At 39.6% G+C, this 16,461-nt stretch carries 15 protein-coding genes; 3 read left to right on the forward strand and 12 right to left on the reverse strand.

The window, feature by feature from the left end:
* Positions 1-93: 93 nt before the first annotated feature.
* From B2W49_RS06065 to hemE, 4 genes are all read right to left on the reverse strand, one after another.
* Positions 94-2,043, reverse strand: a complete 1,950-nt coding sequence (locus B2W49_RS06065; protein WP_291335480.1) for a DUF4105 domain-containing protein — start codon at positions 2,041-2,043, stop codon at positions 94-96.
* A gap of 93 nt (positions 2,044-2,136) precedes the next feature.
* Positions 2,137-2,607 carry a DUF3015 family protein gene (locus B2W49_RS06070; RefSeq protein ID WP_168417733.1) on the reverse strand — a complete coding sequence of 157 codons (471 nt, stop codon included), beginning with the start codon at positions 2,605-2,607 and terminating at the stop codon, positions 2,137-2,139.
* A 155-nt stretch (positions 2,608-2,762) separates the two neighbouring features.
* Positions 2,763-3,596 carry a DUF817 family protein gene (locus B2W49_RS06075; RefSeq protein WP_291335518.1) on the reverse strand — a complete coding sequence of 278 codons (834 nt, stop codon included), beginning with the start codon at positions 3,594-3,596 and terminating at the stop codon, positions 2,763-2,765.
* Positions 3,597-3,672: 76 nt separating this feature from the next.
* On the reverse strand, positions 3,673-4,743 hold the full coding sequence (gene hemE / locus B2W49_RS06080) for a uroporphyrinogen decarboxylase (protein WP_291335484.1): 1,071 nt from the start codon (positions 4,741-4,743) through the stop codon (positions 3,673-3,675).
* A gap of 247 nt (positions 4,744-4,990) precedes the next feature.
* Here hemE and B2W49_RS06085 point away from each other — a divergent pair, with 247 nt between their 5' ends.
* Positions 4,991-6,232: a L,D-transpeptidase family protein gene (locus B2W49_RS06085; RefSeq protein WP_291335486.1), complete on the forward strand. Its 1,242-nt coding sequence runs from the start codon at positions 4,991-4,993 to the stop codon at positions 6,230-6,232.
* Between the two features lie 325 nt (positions 6,233-6,557).
* On the opposite strand, the gene B2W49_RS06090 is transcribed toward B2W49_RS06085, so the two are convergent.
* The 4 genes from B2W49_RS06090 to B2W49_RS06105 form a co-directional block, all read right to left on the reverse strand.
* The gene (locus tag B2W49_RS06090; RefSeq protein WP_291335488.1) at positions 6,558-7,055 is read right to left on the reverse strand and encodes a DUF2505 family protein; all 498 of its coding nucleotides are present in this window, start codon (positions 7,053-7,055) and stop codon (positions 6,558-6,560) included.
* 165 nt (positions 7,056-7,220) lie between these two features.
* The gene (locus B2W49_RS06095; RefSeq protein ID WP_291335490.1) at positions 7,221-7,505 is read right to left on the reverse strand and encodes a hypothetical protein; all 285 of its coding nucleotides are present in this window, start codon (positions 7,503-7,505) and stop codon (positions 7,221-7,223) included.
* Positions 7,502-8,083: a nicotinamide riboside transporter PnuC gene (pnuC, locus tag B2W49_RS06100; RefSeq protein WP_291335492.1), complete on the reverse strand. Its 582-nt coding sequence runs from the start codon at positions 8,081-8,083 to the stop codon at positions 7,502-7,504. The genes B2W49_RS06095 and pnuC overlap by 4 nt, the downstream gene beginning before the upstream one ends.
* Positions 8,084-8,253: 170 nt before the next feature.
* Positions 8,254-8,721, reverse strand: coding sequence for a hypothetical protein (locus B2W49_RS06105; RefSeq protein WP_291335493.1), 468 nt, complete (start codon positions 8,719-8,721; stop codon positions 8,254-8,256).
* A gap of 281 nt (positions 8,722-9,002) precedes the next feature.
* Here B2W49_RS06105 and B2W49_RS06110 point away from each other — a divergent pair, with 281 nt between their 5' ends.
* Positions 9,003-9,476, forward strand: a complete 474-nt coding sequence (locus B2W49_RS06110; protein WP_291335495.1) for a GNAT family N-acetyltransferase — start codon at positions 9,003-9,005, stop codon at positions 9,474-9,476.
* 188 nt (positions 9,477-9,664) lie between these two features.
* Here B2W49_RS06110 and cysN read toward each other — a convergent pair whose 3' ends face one another.
* The 3 genes from cysN to lysS form a co-directional block, all read right to left on the reverse strand.
* The gene (gene cysN / locus B2W49_RS06115; RefSeq protein ID WP_291335497.1) at positions 9,665-11,281 is read right to left on the reverse strand and encodes a sulfate adenylyltransferase subunit CysN; all 1,617 of its coding nucleotides are present in this window, start codon (positions 11,279-11,281) and stop codon (positions 9,665-9,667) included.
* A gap of 142 nt (positions 11,282-11,423) precedes the next feature.
* Positions 11,424-12,332: a sulfate adenylyltransferase subunit CysD gene (gene cysD / locus B2W49_RS06120; protein ID WP_026438161.1), complete on the reverse strand. Its 909-nt coding sequence runs from the start codon at positions 12,330-12,332 to the stop codon at positions 11,424-11,426.
* A gap of 958 nt (positions 12,333-13,290) precedes the next feature.
* Positions 13,291-14,817 carry a lysine--tRNA ligase gene (gene lysS, locus B2W49_RS06125; protein ID WP_291335499.1) on the reverse strand — a complete coding sequence of 509 codons (1,527 nt, stop codon included), beginning with the start codon at positions 14,815-14,817 and terminating at the stop codon, positions 13,291-13,293.
* Positions 14,818-15,122: 305 nt separating this feature from the next.
* Between lysS and B2W49_RS06130 the strand changes: the two genes are divergently transcribed.
* Positions 15,123-15,629, forward strand: coding sequence for a YqiA/YcfP family alpha/beta fold hydrolase (locus B2W49_RS06130; protein WP_291335522.1), 507 nt, complete (start codon positions 15,123-15,125; stop codon positions 15,627-15,629).
* Between the two features lie 109 nt (positions 15,630-15,738).
* Here the strand turns inward: B2W49_RS06130 and B2W49_RS06135 are convergent, their stop codons facing one another.
* Positions 15,739-16,281 (reverse strand): adenine phosphoribosyltransferase, encoded by a 543-nt coding sequence (locus tag B2W49_RS06135; RefSeq protein ID WP_291335501.1) that lies wholly within the window; start codon positions 16,279-16,281, stop codon positions 15,739-15,741.
* Positions 16,282-16,461: the final 180 nt, after the last annotated feature.

The raw sequence follows: 16,461 nt of genomic DNA on the forward strand, positions 1-16,461 counted from the left end.
ATTTTAACGGGTTTCACCAGCAACTCAACTTGTTTAGCTGGTTTTTTACAATTTAGCTGGTTTTTTACAATTCAATATAAATTCAACAGCTCTTTAAAAAAAATGCACATAGCCTAAACTGGTCTTGTTCCAGTCCTGTTTGTCCTGATGTTGATATTCCCAACCCAATCGCAACACATGCTGCGGGTTGAGTACATATTGCAACTGGCTGTTCAGCTTAAATTGCCATTGGTGACGATCTTCCCAATACGGTAATTCAAGCTGAACCAAACTATTCATGCGTGCTGACCAGATATTTTGACAACCCAGTGTTGGGCCAATTCCAACACGCCAGCCTTTGTCTAAAGCCTTACCCGCTTGCACGTGATTTTGAATTTGTGCATAACATAAATGCTCACGCGCTTGATTAGCCACGCTATAACCAAACTGTGTTTTTAAACTCAAAACACCATGCTGTTCTGTTTCGCTAAAAGCACCATGTGAATTCAAGGCTTCTTGCTGCCAACCCAAATTAAAGCCCCAACTGAGTGATGTTTTAAATGCGGTCAACGGGTTATAAGAATTCACCGAGAGTAAATCTAACTGATTCAGTTTTAAGCGGTCTTCACGATATTGCACAGAAACTTCTAAAAAGTTGAGTTGGGTCCCTGTACGAAAACCACCTTGCGGATCAAGCAAATCATGGTAAGCCTGTCGATGACTCAACTCTACAAAATGCTCGCCTTGCACTTCGCCAGTACGCACCGCAAAATTGCGTGCATGATGCCCCTGTACAGGATCAACCTGAGGGCGTGCGACATCCTGACGTTGTTTTTCTAAATTGATCTGACTTCTTAAACTTAAAATTTGTCTAAGTCGCGGTTGCGCGGCATTGGCTTCAATTTTGCGTCCAATCAGTTTTAGATACAAATCGTCATAGGCCATTTCCAGAATTTTAGCTTGATCGATTTGGCTGTGATTTTGCAAAACTGCCGCCACATTTTCAGGTTCTGCTTCAGCCACTTGATGCGCTGTTTTTGCCAAAGCCGTACCATGCTGTCGAGCTTGTGCCAATAACTGGGTTTCCAAAGCAGGACGATAAACTACATCGGCAACTAAGTTTTCCTGTTCTATAGCTTTCAACGTTTCAATTGGGATAGATGCCACTTTAAATTGTTGTTGTAAATTCAGTTCAGGGCGTACCAGATCAATTAACCCTAGTAAACGATAGGCGCAATTATCACTAATAAAATAATAAGGGAATTGCACATGCTTCATTTCCCAAATGTGCTGCACTAAAAAGGTGGTTTCTTGTTCATTCAGTGCCAGTTCATATTCCCATAAATCACGGCTTTCTAAATCGCCATATTCTTTTACTTTGCGGTAATACGGCATCAGTGAATATTCACCTGGATATTGCCCTGTAAGTCCTTTCCATGCATAAGACCAACCTTCACTGCCAGTGACGGTTGCTGCATAATTGACAGCATAGGAAATTAAATTCAGTTGTTTTTGATCTTTCGGGTCTAATCGCAACAAAGTATGCCCGAACATAGAGCTTGGATTGCCCATAAAGTCTGTGGCATAAATCAGCACTGCTTTATAGGGCTTAATTTGCCCAATCCATTCATCCAATTCAGGGCATTGCACCTGTGCTAAGTCCTGTTGAGGAATATTTAATTGTTCAATCAGCCAACGACTGCGTGCAGGAAATTTACACTGCACCGATTGATTGGCAGGCGCTGTTTCAAATAATGCCTGCACATTGCGAAGTAACTCTTGGTCTAAATTGCTTCCACCTTGTTCCAACACAAAATAGCCCGCATATTGCACTTCACTTTTGCCTTGCTGCGCATACATTAAGCGCTGCCAAGTCACCTGTTCTGCTAAGTGCAAATCTTTGGCTTTTTGCACATAATTGCTTGCAGATGTGGCTAAAGTTTCAGCCCTTTGTGCCACAGAACTTGGAGAAAGTTGTTGAGTCAGGCTGGTTGATATTTCAGAAGATAAAGCAAAAACCGTAGGAGATAAAAAAACTAAACTAATTAAAACAATTGATTTCATGGACATTTTATAAATTTTATATACATATTTAGGCTTAAACGTATTCTTGTGCTATAAAAAAACCCTGCAATTACACAGGGTTTTCATTCAAACTTAAACGTATGCTTTTAATACGTCATCATTTGCCATTACGTTTTGTAAAGAAGCCAGAACTTCTAAAGACGTTTGATTTTCTGCAGAATAGATTGAAGCAAAGTTTTGCTTAGAAACTGTAAAGAAGTGTGCTTTGTCTTCAGCTTTAATGCTTAGTAATTCAGCCAATACGTTTAAGCTTTCACCTTCACCAACTGCCATATCACGTGCCAATGATTCAGCATTTTCATTGGTAAAAGTTACGACTTGTGCAGTTACTGTACCTGTACCGCTACAACCTAAAGTACCAAATGTAATACCAAATAATTGGTTAGCAAAAATACCGTTGGTGGTTGCTGCTAAAATTTTAGCCACTTTACCAGACTGACCTGCCCAAACTTGTGAACCGATACCACAACCTGCATCACGGTCTGCAAATGCTGCTGTAGAACCCACTGCCAACACTGCAGCCAATGCTAATTTTTTCATCATAGTCGTACTCCAGAAATTTATTATCCGAAAAGTTATGCTTCGAATCATTATTATTGCTTTGTGTAACTTTTATTACACCGCTTTAAGATAGCGAGATGTCACTCAGAAGGCAAAACATTTATACCAAAGTCATGCATTATTTTTGTAGCGTAAGATCATCCCTGAATTGAGTCTGTTTTCGGAGCCTCATCTTTAAGTGTCCATCGTCCTTGAGCATCACGAATACCAAGTATTTGCATGACTAAAACTAGACTCAATAGCAGCAACAAGTACCAAGAACCTAGTTTGCCCCAGCCGACCATGTGCCACGAATCAACCTGACTTGGATACAACCAAATTTGATAAAAGGTGCTAATGTTTTCTGCCACCCAAATAATAAAAGCCAACAGCAGCAATACAGGCAACATCGGCAGTTGCAATTGAGACTGCTGTAATTGAAAACGAATTTTGGTTTTCCAGAAAATTATAACGCTCCACGCAAACAAGCCATAACGAATATCGGGGAAAAAAAACTTGCTCATGAAGTTGAGATAAGACAACACTGCCAAGGCCAGCATATTGCCAAAAGTCGGCAAATTCCGTAAAGATACCCGATACAAACGCAAAGAACGCGCAAAGAAACTGCCAACTGCAGAATACATAAAGCCTGCAAAAAGCGGTACGGTCGTAATTTTAAAGACAGCAGGTTGAGGATATTGCCACGATGCAATTTGTGGATGGGTTAAAAAAATTTCCATAATCATCGCTAAAATATGAAACAAGGCGATGACTTTCGCTTCAGCCCAAGATTCTAGTTTTAAATATAAAAGACAAACCTGAATGATTAAGGCATAAAACAGCAAATAGTCATAACGAAAAAAGCCAAAATATTCCTGACTGGCCATAGGTGCTGTAAATGCAAATGCAATCAGCAATAAAATTCCAAATAAGGCAGCCGAAGCTGCCTTAGTCGAAAATTCAAATCCTGACTTCAGCCATGTTCGCCACATCATGATTTGACGACCCGACTGAAGCTCACGTTACCCATTTCCATCTACAACTAACTGATCTATATGATTGCTTTTATTATAGATATTTAGCGCTGTATTCATGTACGGTATCGATAAACACTTTAGGACGTTCAGGGTCAACCCATTGGGTAATACCATGACCCAAGTTGGCCACATAACCAGTTTTTTCACCATTGGCGTAAGCATCATCCAGCATTGCACGAGTAGCTTTGGCAATCGCTTCAGGTGAACCATATAAAGTGGCAGGGTCTAAGTTTCCTTGTAAAGCCGCACGACCATTTACAGTTTGACGTGCCACATTCAGTGGTGTTGTCCAGTCCAAACCAAAGGCATCTGCACCTGTTGCAATCATTGGCTCAAGCCATTGACCACCGCCTTTGGTGAATAAAATAACAGGAGTTTTACGGCCATCTTTTTCACGCTGCAGACCTGACACAATCTTTTGCATATAATTCAATGAAAATTCAATATATTCACGATGTGCTAATGCACCGCCCCAACTGTCAAAAATTTGAACAGCCTGTGCGCCTGCATCAATTTGTGCATTTAAATATTCAGTCACTGCATTGGCTAAACGGTCTAATAGTGCATGTAAAACTTCAGGCTGTGCATACAGCATCTGTTTGATGAAACGGAAATCTTTGCTTGAACCACCTTCCACCATGTATGTTGCCAAAGTCCACGGGCTGCCTGAAAAACCAATCAAAGGCACTTGTCCACCCAAAGCAGAACGAATGGTCGATACCGCATTCATGACATAGTCTAAGTCTGACTTGGCGTTAAATTTTGGTAAATTGGCAACGTCTTGCTCAGTACGTACCGTTTTACGAAACTTTGGCCCTTCGCCTGCTTCAAAATACAGACCTAAGCCTAGTGCATCGGGAACTGTTAAAATATCTGAAAATAAAATAGCAGCATCTAATTCATAACGACGCAAAGGCTGTAAAGTTACCTCACAGGCAAATTCAGTATTTTTGCACAGAGAAAGAAAATCTCCTGCCTGCGCACGTGTTGCACGATATTCTGGTAAATAACGTCCTGCCTGACGCATCATCCAGACGGGGGTGCAATCTACTGGCTCACGTAATAAGGCACGAAGAAAACGATCATTTTTTAAGGTCGTCATTTACTTTCCCAACTCATTTTCAATCTTGCAGCCATCATATCAAAAAGGTTGAAGTTTTAATAACTTGATTTCTGGCTCGCCTTTTCAATTCATATTTATGTGAAATACATCACATAAACAAAAGTCATAGTAAAAAAGGAGTTATCTTGCATAATTACACAAAACAACTACTGCATCTCCTTAGTTTTTCTGTAATACTTGGCTAGTTTTTATCTATGTAAATGAATAATTCTCAAGGTTGAATTACATGTTAGTTCGCACAATACTCGCAATGAGTTTAAGTTGCATTTTTGCAGGAACTACTTTTGCTGCATCTACTGCTGAACAACCGTTAAATCCACAAGTGATTAACAATAACGCTATTGAAGATCCGATTGATCCTTTAGCGACAGAAGCATCAGCTGCACAAAATAATCTGAATGGAACAGAAACTGCTATAACGCAACAAGAACAAAATGATTTAAATACAGCATCAAAAACTTTGGATGATCTTCACAAAACTGAAGATACCACTGCCGATGTAGGCACTGCACCAACCACAAATTCAGCAAGCCAGGCTGCTACAACCAATACAGCAGCAAAAGCTTCATGGACGTTAGATGGCTTAAATAACGCCACTTGGTATGAAAATATTGGTAAAGGTCAGTTCCCTGTGTATGCACGTGCACATGTGATGCTGAACAATTCACATGCTTCTCCAGGCGCAATTGATGGTACCAGTGGTAAGAACACCCTAAAAGCGATTGCATCTTTCCAGCAAATGAATGGCATTAGTCCAACGGGTATTTTAACCAAAGAAACTTGGGATGCGCTGGTTGCACGTCAAGGTTCCCGCCCTGCATTTATAGAATACACGGTTACTGAAGCGGATTTAAAAGGTCCTTATGCGAAATCTATTCCACATGACTACGCAGAACAAGCCAAAATGAAAGGCTTGTACTATACCCGCGTGAGTGAAATGTTGGGTGAAAAATTCCACATGGATGAAAATTTCTTAAAGAAATTAAATCCGAATGCAACATTTAACAAAGTGGGTGAAAAGTTATTGGTGACGAATGTTCGCAATGACTTACCTGAAGATATTCACCTGATTGTGGCGCACAAAGGTGCAAAACAACTGTATTTGTTCAACAAACAAAACCAAATGGTCGGCTCATTCCCTGCAACCATTGGCAGTTCAGATACACCATCGCCAACAGGGACTTATAAAGTGACAGGTGTTGCACCAAACCCATGGTACAGCTATTCGCCAAGTAACTTTATTCAGGGCAAAAACTTAAAACCGCTATCTTTACCACCAGGTCCTAACGGCCCTGTAGGGAATATCTGGATTGGTTTAAGTAAAAAATCTTTCGGTATTCACGGTACACCAAACCCATCGACCATTTCAAAAACGGCGTCGCATGGTTGTATCCGTTTAACCAACTGGGATGCAAACGATTTAGGTCGTAAAGTACGTGCTGGCGTGACTGTAAAATTCCTTGAATAATCAGTGATCGCTTTAAATAGCAAAAGACCCACGTGTTTACGTGGGTTTTTTAATGCTACGATCAAAGGCTAAGATGTCAAGGTTCTGCAAATCTTGCAATTATGAGAACGGCATGTTGCTGTTCGCCTCTAGGTCGGCTGCGTTGAAAAGATTAAGATGAGTTTAAGTTACACAATGCTAGGAGGGAGCATTATCATGAATGCTTATTTATACCGTAGTGAGGCTTTGTTGCACTAACCTATCTCTAAGGCTTATTCCACAATATAATTTTAAATGAATAAGCCTACACCTAAAATGTGCAATCTTTTCTAGTAGAAATGAAGAATTAAGCCGCTAAATTTTTCTTAAGCTCATCTTCCACAATGCCAATTTCCAACTCACTGAAACGACGAATCTCCCCTTCTGCATGTTTTTCCAACATACCGCCAATCAATGGCACTTTAACCTTAATTGTCCAGTTTAATTGAATATCAATTTTGTCATGATCGCCCGTCACGCTACGCTCACCTTTGGCCTCTAAAGGCAAGTTTGCACCAAGCTCCACGGTTGAAGTTAGGGTAGTTAAATGGGTCACATCATTTCGTTTTAAACGAAATGCATCTTTTAATAATTTTTTAGCCATATCGGGAATATTAACATCCAAATTATAGGCACGGCGTAAAGTGTAAATATCACCATTTTTTTTAGATTCTAAAATTTCCAAATTTTCACCAGGAATACGCTTGCAAACTGCTTCATGCAAAGCAACATCTGCCACTAAACGCTTAAATTCGTCAATTGAAACGCCATGAATCGTCGCGTTTACAGTAAATTGATGAGCCATTTGAGTTCCTTTTATTTTGTTTATTGATGGAGTAGGTTTAGCATCATCGTGCAATATAATTTAGCTGATGCTCAACAGGTATAAGTTGTTTTATATCCTACATACAACTTTATTTTCAGGCTATTAAAGCGTTTTTTCCTTCTGCTGTCATTGACTTTATTTTGTCTATTCTGTGTGAATGATGCCAAATTCTGCGGCATAGGTTTCGTGACTATAAATAATTAAATAATGCCCACAAAATTCAATTTTGGCATAAAAATGCTCTGCGCCATCATCAAGTCCCGTGGCACACCATGTCGTCCCTTTGGGAAAATCATCTAACCACTGGACTTGGTAAAAATCTGCAATCGAATCAAACTGTAAATAGCACTCAGGATACGCCAAAATATCCAATGCCAATAAATCAAATTGTTTAAGCAGCACCTGTTTAAAATCAATTAAATTACTCATCGCTGCGCAGCATGTACTGTATGTTGTTGTCGGATTTTATGCCATTCACGCCACCCCAAATAAGCCAGAACCACAAAGCCTGCATATAACACAGCCGTTAACAGCAACTCTTTGTAAATAAACATACCGATATATACCAGATCAACCACAATCCATAACACCCATGTTGCCAAGTATTTACGACTGGTCCAATAGGTTGCTAATAGACTCATGGCGGCCAGTTGAGCATCCAATAAAGGCAGTGCAGCTTGCGTCCACCACTTTAAACTCAGCCCAAACAATAAACCCAGTATGCTACTTAGTGCAATTTGCAGCCACATTTTAGAGAGTGGCAAGCTTTGAATGACGATATGTTGTTTTTGTTGCTGTGCTGTTTTCCACTGAAAAAAACCATAAACAGCCATGCCCATAAATAGTGTTTGTAATACCGTCTCGCCATACAATTGATATTCAAAGAACAAGTAGGCATACAACAAACAGGCAATAAAATTCACCACCCAACAAGCAATATGGCGTTTGATGGTTAGCGTCACACCTAAAACACTAATCAACACAGCAATGATTTCTAAAACTGACATTGTTGCTGCCTATGTAAAAGAAACAGGCATAATACCTGTTTTCTGGAATATAGCGCAAAACTCAATATTTAACTAAACGCGTTACTGACCAGAAGATGCTGCTGCAATTCAACTTACAAGAAAACCCTGTATAACCATAAACAGAAAATCAGGTATAAAAATTAATCTGCTTAAAATTGCTCTGAATTATTGTATTTATGCTCTTGCCCAAAACGGTCTACATGGCTAATAAAAATACCATATTTACCGACATAATATTCGAGTGATTGCTCGTAAAAACACCAGTAAATCGACCATTCTCCCAAGTCTAAATAGCGAATTTGCGTATGCGCTTTGGCAGGCATTTTATTCAGCACTTCTTGTTGAATGGTTTCGGCATCTTCAGGGTCACGACTTGATACTTTTAAGCTCAAAAATATTTCTGCGATATCATCAAATAATTGCTGTTCGTATTCTGCAACTTCTTCCACCACTTCTTCTACAGGACGCGGTGCTTTATGGGTAATCGGGTCTTGGACAATATTAGCAATATCTTGACAGCTTTGCTGAAAAGTACGATTTATTTTTATTTTGAACCAGACTTTCCAGACCGCATAAACAGCAATCAACAACAAAATCCATAACAATAGTTTTGCCATCTTGGTTTTCGCTCTTATTTCAGGCGTTTCAATAAAGTATAACCATTTCAGGACTTAGCGTCTATTCACCACTCTACACTTCAACGCTCGGGCTTTAACGGATGATTCATCCGTGCATCGCTTAAAAAGTGCAGTTTTCAATTACACAATGATACCGATCATCTTAAAAATAGGTCTTGTGCAACAGTATAACGCAGCAAAACATAACAATTTTCTGCTATTTCTTTAAATGCTTTTCGCTTCCAATAGAGCCTTGTTTTTATCTATCAGCATAAGCCTAGATGATTAGAGCTGCACAAATTCAAGATGTCGCCAATTTGGTTGCGGTATTACATGCCAGTATTCGCTCTTGTATTCAAGATCATCAACGCAATGAAGCCAAAATTCAGGCATGGCTAGAAAATAAAAGCTATGAAAATATTTTAATGCTGCTGCATTACAACAATTGTTGGGTCTATGTGTTACAACATGTGGTGGTCGGCTTTATTATGATCAGTGATCGCGGGCAAATTTTACAACATGCCGTTGCGCCCGAATTACAACAACGTGGTATTGGTCAAGCCTTATTTTTTGAAGCAATAAGCGATTTACAATGCAAAAATGTATCGCACATGAGTATTTTTAGCACACAGACTGCTTTAAATTTTTATGAAAAAAATGGGTTTAAAATACAACCGCAAACAATTAGTTATGGCCACTTCACACCCATGCTCAAACTTCTCAATAGCGCCCCTTTAGAGCAGACTTATAGCTGAATACTTAATTTATTATCACACCTAAAACCATAGGAAATGAGGTTTAACAGATGTTTCCATGTGCTAGTGTTTTTAGAATTTAGCTATAAAACAAACTTTCCAATAGAGCGAACGCGCATAAAAAACCGCTTTCAACTGAAAGCGGTTTTTTATGGTCTGTTGATTCTATTTTACAAACAAATCTAGTTTTATAAACGAACGAGGGTAATAATTTGTTCTGCCAGTTCTTCAGCACTGATCGCAGTCAACTCTGCATCTACTCCACTGCTTACATCACTAATCACCACAATGCCTGTTTCGCGGAGTAATGCAACCTGTGTAGCATCTAAACCTGCTTTAGCAATCGCTACAATACCCTGCTGAATCAGCAAACTTTCAAGCGCTTGCGCCTGTTCAAGTGCTTGGCTTGGTATACATACTGCTGCTGGTTTTTGACCCAAACGTGCTGCACGTGCTTCTGCAGTGACAGGCTCATCATGTGCAGACCATTCAACTGATTCTTCCACCATACCCGCACCAATCGTCACGTTATTCAAACGATCGATGAAGATAAACGAACCGGTGAAACGGCTGTCTTGATAACGGTCAAAGACTACTGGTGCATCAAATTCGATGGTGGCATTGGCAATTGCATTTAGCTCAAGTTTATCCACCTGAACTTTTTCCAATGTGTTGACGTTGGTACGGTAATGAATGGCTGTGACTTTTGCCGGAACGGTTTGCGTACCCATTTTTAAGTTATATAACTTGCCAATAGATAGTGGCTGATCAGCCATCCACACCACAGTGGCATTTACTGCACGTGATATTTCGGGACGCGCCTGATCTTCACGCACCAACACATTACCACGTGAAATATCAATTTCATCGTTTAAGGTTAAGGTAACCGCTTGACCTGCAATTGCATGTTCAAGATTGCCATCAAAAGTCACAATCTCTTTTACTGTCGAACTTTTTCCAGATGGCAAGGCCACAATGCGGTCGCCCACATGAATATCGCCCAAAGCAATTGTGCCGCAGAAACCACGGAAGTCGAGGTTTGGACGGTTGACGTATTGCACAGGGAAACGGAAATCCTGCTTCGCTGAACTACGGTTAATTTCTACCGATTCAAGCGTACCCATCAACGTTTCACCAGTGTACCACGGCGTATTTGCCGACTTGTTCACCACGTTATCGCCATTCAATGCAGAAATAGGCGTAAAGATGATATTGCTTGGTTTACGGTCACCCAATTGTGCAACGAATGCCGCATATTCAGCCTGGATTTCATTGAAACGTGTTTCAGAGAATTCCACCAAGTCCATCTTGTTGATCGCAACAATGATGTTCTTGATCCCAAGCAAACTCGCAATAAAGGTATGACGACGGGTTTGAGTTTGAACGCCATAACGTGCATCAATCAAAATAATCGCCAAGTCACAGGTCGATGCACCTGTGGCCATGTTACGTGTATATTGCTCATGCCCTGGCGTATCCGCGATGATGAACTTACGCTTTTCAGTAGAGAAATAACGATAAGCCACATCAATGGTAATACCCTGCTCACGCTCAGCTTGCAAACCATCAACCAATAAAGCCAAGTCAGGTGCATCACCTGTAGTGCCGACTTTTTTCGAGTCGCGAGTCACGGCTTGTAATTGATCTTCATAAATCAACTTTGAGTCATACAACAAACGACCAATTAATGTCGATTTACCATCATCTACGTTTCCGCAAGTTAAAAAGCGCAGTAGATCTTTGTTTTCGTGCTGTTTTAAATACGCCAAAATATCTTGGCTAATTAAATTCGATTGATGAGACATTGCTCAAAGCTCCACATATTCTTTAGAAATCGGTTTTTAATCTTTAATCTCTCTAAATCTCCCTTTATAAAAGGGAGACTTTGCTCCGCTTTTTATAAATCCCTCTTTATAAAAAGGGTTTAAGGAAATTCTTCGGGAGAGATTAGAAGTAACCTTCTTGCTTTTTCTTTTCCATTGAGCCAGCTTCGTCGTGGTCAATCATACGACCCTGACGCTCTGAACTGGTTGCCAATAGCATTTCCTGAATAATTTCAGGCAAGGTATTCGCTTCAGACTCGACTGCACCCGTAAGCGGATAACACCCTAAAGTCCGGAAACGTACAGATTTCATTTGTGGAACTTCACCTTCTAGCAATCTCATACGTTCGTCATCGACCATAATTAAAGTGCCGCTACGCTCAACCACAGGACGTTCTGCAGCCAAATACAACGGTACTAATGGAATACTTTCGAGGTAAATGTATTGCCAAATATCCAATTCGGTCCAGTTAGACAATGGAAACACGCGAATGCTTTCGCCTTTATTGACCTTGCCGTTATACAAATTCCACAACTCAGGACGCTGATTTTTCGGATCCCAACGATGTTTTGCATCACGGAAAGAATAAACACGCTCTTTGGCACGTGATTTTTCTTCATCACGGCGCGCGCCACCAAATGCCGCATCAAAACCGTATTTGTCTAAAGCCTGTTTTAAACCTTGGGTTTTCATGATGTCGGTATATTTAGAACTACCGTGGTCGAACGGGTTAATACCTGCTTCAACCCCTTCTTTATTCTGATGAACAATCAAGTCAAAACCGTGTTGTTTTGCCATGTTGTCACGGAAAGTGATCATGTCTTTGAATTTCCAGCCCGTATCCACATGCAGCAGTGGAAATGGCAGTTTCGCTGGATAGAATGCTTTTAAAGCCAAATGCAACATTACCGCTGAATCTTTACCAATCGAATACAGCATGACTGGATTTTCAAATTCGGCTGCAACTTCACGAATAATATGAATACTCTCAGCTTCAAGCTGCTTAAGATGAGTAAGTCTTTCCTGATTTATTGACATTGATCACACCGGATATACTTAAACTTGTGTACGAATGACACAGATAGAATTTGAATTTCATTATAGTGACTTAGTTATGCAGACTATTGCTTGTTTTATTATATTTATATGTAAAAAGTTCATATAAAAGAAAACCAATAAGTAGTATAAGTTTTATTTAATCAATAGTTTATTCTGTCATCCATTAAAGTTTAACGTCTTTCTCGCTGAATTTAATACATACAAATCACGCTTAAAAGCTGCTCCTTTGTGAATAGCTTAATAGATTATTCATCTAATTTAGCGCTTCGCGCAGAACAAAAAATACTTAAAGTAAAAAATATTTTTTTAAGATGCTCCCATGTCACAGATTGAACAGACCAAATCCAAACTTGAGTAGGCGCAGCTGGCTGGTTTTTTGTATAAGCACAGTCCTGAACTACTCGTCCTGCAAGAACCTTTAAACGATGATGCTTCAATGCTGAAATTTTTGTGCAGCATGAACGCAGTGCAGATCAAATTGGGCTACAATTTAGCTTAGGTCGTCGTGATCAATAACTCTTTTAATGGGCGTAAAACATAGCAATCAAGACCACAGCTATGAAATTGGCGCGGGTCATCTAAAAGCCGAAGAAAAAGCCTTTAATTGAATGAATACGTTTTATAATTATCCTAAGGTTTTTATTTGGTAGATTTCCCTTAAATACAACCACGACAGAATTGCATCAGTCGATTGAAACACAATTATTCGCACAAGAAAAATTAGATTTCTTAAACATGGCTATTTAAACCAACCCAAGGGGTGCACAAGTGGCTTGGCCGAATTTACAAATGCAGCATGATTGATGGCTTGCGAGTCAAAGCATCGACCTATGATCAAAAAATTAGTGGCAAGTGTTTAATTCTTAAGTTTTAATAAAAAATAACCTGCTTTCTGCAAGTTATTTTTATGTAGTCAACAATGCACAAAAACTTAGTTTTTATGACGCATGTGAGGGAATAAAATCACATCACGGATACTCGCAGCGTTGGCAAACAACATGACCAAACGATCAATCCCGATGCCTTCACCAGCTGTTGGCGGTAAGCCATATTCCAAGGCTTCAATAAAGTCTGCATCGTAATGCATTGCTTCATCATCGCCAGCATCTTTCTCAGCCACCTGTGCCTGGAAACGTTCTGCCTGGTCAATTGGATCATTTAACTCCGAGAAGCCGTTTGCCAGCTCACGACCACCAATAAAGAACTCAAAACGGTCAGTAATGTGTGGATTATCGTCATTGCGGCGTGCCAAAGGCGACGTTTCTGCAGGATATTCTGTAATAAACGTCGGCTGACGCAATTGAGTTTCTACGGTTTCTTCAAACACAATCGTTTGTAGTTTGCCTAAACCAAAACCTGGCTTCACCTGCTCTTTCAATTCTTCCTGCACAAATTTAGCCAAGAAATCACGGTCATTGACATTTTCTGGGGTGAATTGTGGATTATGCTCAAGAATGGCATCAAACATAGAAATTTTCTTGAACGGTCCTTTGAAGCTATACACTTCATCGCCATACGGCACATCAGTAGTACCTAAAATATCCAAAGCCAGTTTTTCTAGCATTTGCTCAGTCAATGCCATTAAATCTTTATAGTCGGCATAAGCTTGGTAGAACTCAATCATGGTAAATTCAGGGTTATGACGTGTAGACACTCCTTCATTACGGAAGTTACGGTTAATTTCAAACACACGTTCAAAACCACCAACCACTAAACGCTTTAAATATAATTCAGGTGCAATACGCAAGAATAACGGCATATCTAAAGCATTATGATGCGTTTCAAATGGACGCGCAGATGCACCGCCTGGAATCACATGCATCATTGGCGTTTCAACTTCCATAAAACGCTGTTCGGTTAAGAATGCACGAATACCCGAAACCACTTTGGCACGAATTTCAAAAGTCTTGCGTGTATCTTCATTCACGATCAAGTCTAAATAACGCTTACGGTATTTTGCTTCGGTATCGCTTAAACCATGATATTTGTCTGGTAATGGACGTAAAGATTTGGTCAATAATTCCAAATGTTCAATATGAACGTATAAATCACCTTTACCTGAACGACCAATATAGCCTTTGACTGCAATAATATCGCCCAAGTCGAGGCTCTTAATCGTCTCTAATGTTTCCGCACTAAGTTCTTTACGTGCCACATACAACTGAATACGTCCAGTCATGTCCTGAATCACGATGAATGAACCACGGTTCAGCATCACACGACCCGCTACAGACACATAGACTTTTTCACCTGCTTCAATTTCTTCTTTAGAAATTTCTGCAAATTGTGCCTGTAAGTCTTCTGCATAATGCTCACGCTTGAATGTATTTGGCCAAGGACTAGTACCCTTCGCCTGCGCTTGTTCTTGAATTTGCTTTAACTTGGCATGACGCTGCGCAATTAAATCGTTTTCGGAAATAATGGGTTCAGAAGTCGATTGAGCGTTATGTTGCGTCATCTCTGCCTCGAATAATTACTAAAAAAGAAGTTCAATAGAATAGCAGATTTAGACACGATTTCGTATGCCTTCTCTGACTCGGTCTATATATTTTTTTAATTGCCCCTTGCTTTTATAGTTTTTTGTTGACTTAGACCAAAAGCTAACTTCTTTCTTTGCCCGAGCGCACTACAATATTGATCAGAAAATAGATGAAAAAGATCGTTTTTGGTCGCTATTTTTAGTTTCAGCCAAACCGAGTTAAAAATCACGATCTGTACTATGAAATCTGTTCTATGAAAATAATCGACTATGTGAATCTGGCAATGAATACATGTGCTTTAAAAGTCTTGTTTTTACATGGATTAGATTCCTCACGGGAGTCGACTAAATTCCATGCCATAGATGCAAAACAAAAATTTTGTATCAATATCGATTATCGCAACTTAAATTATCAAACCGTTGCCGATTTTTATCACAATATCATCCAAAAAATTAAGCCTGAAATTTTGGTGGGACATAGTCTAGGTGGCTATTGGGCACTCAAAATGTCTTTGTCACATCATATTCCGTGCGTGGTGGCAAATCCAAGTTTAGCGCCCACATTTCGCAGTGATTATCCTGCAATTTCAGATGACGACTTGCAGCACGATATTCCACAATTGGCTTATTTAGAATTGGGCGATGAAATTTTGGATATGCATGCCGCACAAGCATTTTTAGAAAACTATATGCAGACTTCTACTTTTGAGTCTGGGCATCATCGCTTATTACATCCAGAAAATATTAATTCTTGTATTCAACAAATCGAACAAGCTTATCTTGCTAAATAAAGCCAAAGCGATCCATGTAAAATAATCAATTAAACATCAGCCATTAAAAAAGCCGGCTCACAAGTATTGTGAGCCGGCTTTTTTACAGCAGTTCCAACAGCTAAAAGGATTAAGCCACTGCTTGTTCTGGTTTAGACTTATTATCCAATACCGACCAAATATCTAAACCTAAATTTTTGTGTAAATCTGGCAAGTCTAGGAAAATGCTAGCACCCAAAACTTGGTGATCACATTTTTCAGCCAATTGTTTGACTGCTTTTAAAGTGCCGCCAGTCGCCAATACATCATCTACAATAATGACTTTTTGCGCTTGCACATCGGCAGCCATTTCTAAGCGGTCTAAACCGTATTCTAAGCTATAACCTACACCCACAACTGGTGGTGGTAATTTACCTGCTTTACGCACAAGTACCAAACCTTTGCCTGTACGCTGCGCCAAAAGGCTCGCCAATACAAAACCACGTGCTTCTACAGCAATAAAGCTTTCAACTTCAGCTAATTTTTCTGCAGGAATGCTGGCAATTAAAGCATCTGTTAATGAATCCAAATTATTCATAAACAAAGGCGTTAAATCATAAAAGTCCACGCCAGGTTTTGGGAAATGAGAAACTGTACGAATATGCGACCACAAAAAAGTAGACAAATTGCTCATGGGAGATCAAAAATGTGACTAAAGAATGGTGGAATTTTACTGTTTATTTTCACACAAGGCTAGTGATCGAATCGGCAAGACCACCTTCAATTACGCGCTACAATGTTTTAAGGTTTTGATTTTTATAAACTTAAATATATTTAAAAAATTAATATATTAGGACTTACGCACTATTATTTA

It is taken from the genome of Acinetobacter sp. UBA801 (assembly GCA_002296655.1).
Lineage (GTDB): Bacteria > Pseudomonadota > Gammaproteobacteria > Pseudomonadales > Moraxellaceae > Acinetobacter.

Excerpts from the sequence above, each read along its gene's own strand:
- B2W49_RS06065 (WP_291335480.1), bottom strand. The coding sequence starts at position 2,043 with ATGAAATCAATTGTTTTAATTAGTTTAGTTTTTTTATCTCCTACGGTT.
- B2W49_RS06070 (WP_168417733.1), bottom strand. The coding sequence starts at position 2,607 with ATGATGAAAAAATTAGCATTGGCTGCAGTGTTGGCAGTGGGTTCTACA.
- B2W49_RS06075 (WP_291335518.1), bottom strand. The coding sequence starts at position 3,596 with ATGTGGCGAACATGGCTGAAGTCAGGATTTGAATTTTCGACTAAGGCA.
- hemE (WP_291335484.1), bottom strand. The coding sequence starts at position 4,743 with ATGACGACCTTAAAAAATGATCGTTTTCTTCGTGCCTTATTACGTGAG.
- B2W49_RS06085 (WP_291335486.1), top strand. The coding sequence starts at position 4,991 with ATGTTAGTTCGCACAATACTCGCAATGAGTTTAAGTTGCATTTTTGCA.
- B2W49_RS06090 (WP_291335488.1), bottom strand. The coding sequence starts at position 7,055 with ATGGCTCATCAATTTACTGTAAACGCGACGATTCATGGCGTTTCAATT.
- B2W49_RS06095 (WP_291335490.1), bottom strand. The coding sequence starts at position 7,505 with ATGAGTAATTTAATTGATTTTAAACAGGTGCTGCTTAAACAATTTGAT.
- pnuC (WP_291335492.1), bottom strand. The coding sequence starts at position 8,083 with ATGTCAGTTTTAGAAATCATTGCTGTGTTGATTAGTGTTTTAGGTGTG.
- B2W49_RS06105 (WP_291335493.1), bottom strand. The coding sequence starts at position 8,721 with ATGGCAAAACTATTGTTATGGATTTTGTTGTTGATTGCTGTTTATGCG.
- B2W49_RS06110 (WP_291335495.1), top strand. The coding sequence starts at position 9,003 with ATGATTAGAGCTGCACAAATTCAAGATGTCGCCAATTTGGTTGCGGTA.
- cysN (WP_291335497.1), bottom strand. The coding sequence starts at position 11,281 with ATGTCTCATCAATCGAATTTAATTAGCCAAGATATTTTGGCGTATTTA.
- lysS (WP_291335499.1), bottom strand. The coding sequence starts at position 14,817 with ATGACGCAACATAACGCTCAATCGACTTCTGAACCCATTATTTCCGAA.
- B2W49_RS06130 (WP_291335522.1), top strand. The coding sequence starts at position 15,123 with ATGAATACATGTGCTTTAAAAGTCTTGTTTTTACATGGATTAGATTCC.
- B2W49_RS06135 (WP_291335501.1), bottom strand. The coding sequence starts at position 16,281 with ATGAGCAATTTGTCTACTTTTTTGTGGTCGCATATTCGTACAGTTTCT.